Origin of the sequence: Hymenobacter sp. AT01-02, from assembly GCF_000961955.2 — a bacterium.
Lineage (GTDB): Bacteria > Bacteroidota > Bacteroidia > Cytophagales > Hymenobacteraceae > Hymenobacter > Hymenobacter mucosus.
In genome coordinates this window covers 1-1,487 of the sequence record NZ_JZIR02000255.1, presented here as the reverse complement: position 1 = coordinate 1,487, position 1,487 = coordinate 1, and the positions used below count along the sequence as shown (strand labels likewise).

Genomic DNA, 1,487 nt, shown 5'->3' with positions numbered 1-1,487 from the left:
CCGGCGGCCGATGAGTTTACCTTGCACATCCTGGCGGCGGTGGCCCAAAAAGAGGCGACGGCCATTTCCACCCGCACGCGCGATGCGCTGGCGGCCAAGAAGGCGCGGGGCTTTCAATTGGGGACGCCGGCGAACCTGACCCAGGCGTCGCGGGATAAAGCGCTAGAATCCTTGCAGCGCAATGCGCAGGCCAGTCTGAGTAACCGGCAGGCAGCGCAATTGGCCACGCTGTTGCGGGCCACGGGCGTGAGCTTGCGGGAAATTGCCGCACGACTGAATGAATCCGGGTATCGTACCCGGCGGGGGAAGGCTTTTCACCCGATGGGCGTGAAGCGCTTGCTGCCCACGCTAGAAACGAAAATCGTGTGAGTTGCGGGTGCGGTCAGATCAAACCGAGGAGACGCACTAGCTCCAGCAGGCGACGATCAGTACATTTAGTCGAATAAGCCTTACTCTTTCTTCTTTTCAGGGGGACCTGGCCGCTGAAGTAATATCTCTATCCGCTCTGCTATGCACCCAACGCCACGTAAGGATTATCTCATCGCCTCGTATCTCTATGTGGTGACGATGGTGTTGTTTCTGCTGCCCGCGCTGTATATGCTCTTGAAGCCTCTGGCAGAGGCAAAACACAGCACAGACTATACCCTGATAGGCATTATCCTCTTTACCTGCCTTCTAACTCCTTAGCTTTTTCACCGCATTAGGACTTGGTCTGAAAGCCGGGAAAACCTGGGCAAAAGTGGTCTATGTCTTGTACACCGGCTGGCTGCTCTATTATTGCTTTCGGGATGTATCCGGCTTCCTGCACAGTGACGTACAGGTGATTGGGCGCAGTGTGCTCTCCTTCGCTTTGCAGCTGAGCATCGGGTTCTTCTTGTTACGTCACCACTTCTCCCGCCGCTTGACGGCGGAGGTAGGGCAAGCGCCAAAGGTGTAGGCTACACCTCTACTACCCACTATGAGCGCCTTCTCTACGTCTACCCATGCTCTCTTAACTAAGGCGGGCTGGTACCCTGGCCAGAACATTATCACCCTGGGGTATCGGCTGTCACTGTCGCTAGAAGCTATCCGTGGTTTGCTGCCGTGGAGAAGTTCTTACAAGAGTTTGGCGGGCTACAGGTTACGTTTATGCGAGCAGGAAGGAAAGACACCTTTCACTTCAAGGCCCGCGAAGCGGCAGGGGATGTAGACGTGTCCTGGGTTCTGCAGAACTACGCGCAACGCATCGGCAACCCTACTCTGTGTGTCATTGGTCAGGCGTATACCGATCACCTGTTACTCTTCATGGATGACACCGGCCAGGTGTATGGCGGGTTTGATGACTACCTCTGCTGGCTGGCTAGCAGCGGGGAGGCCGCCATCGAAGCGATCTGTCAGAGTCAGCCGGTACAGGAAATTCCGGAGCTGGCGGAGTAACCACTCTAGCTGTCCCCTAGATTCTCCTACCTTACCCGCTCTACCTTCGCCAGCTCATGAAACTTGAACTA

The 1,487-nt window shown here is 56.0% G+C and carries 3 protein-coding genes; all 3 read left to right on the top strand.

The features are described 5' to 3' along the window. Positions 1 to 369, top strand: a 369-nt coding sequence (locus tag VI25_RS22975; RefSeq protein ID WP_173664811.1) for a recombinase family protein, incomplete at its 5' end; no start/stop codon positions are given. Positions 370 to 739: 370 nt separating this feature from the next. After that, positions 740 to 937, top strand: a complete 198-nt coding sequence (locus tag VI25_RS22970; RefSeq protein WP_152981807.1) for a hypothetical protein — start codon at positions 740 to 742, stop codon at positions 935 to 937. A 68-nt stretch (positions 938 to 1,005) separates the two neighbouring features. Then, the gene (locus VI25_RS22965) at positions 1,006 to 1,416 is read left to right on the top strand and encodes an SUKH-3 domain-containing protein (RefSeq protein WP_082455843.1); all 411 of its coding nucleotides are present in this window, start codon (positions 1,006 to 1,008) and stop codon (positions 1,414 to 1,416) included. Positions 1,417 to 1,487: the final 71 nt, after the last annotated feature.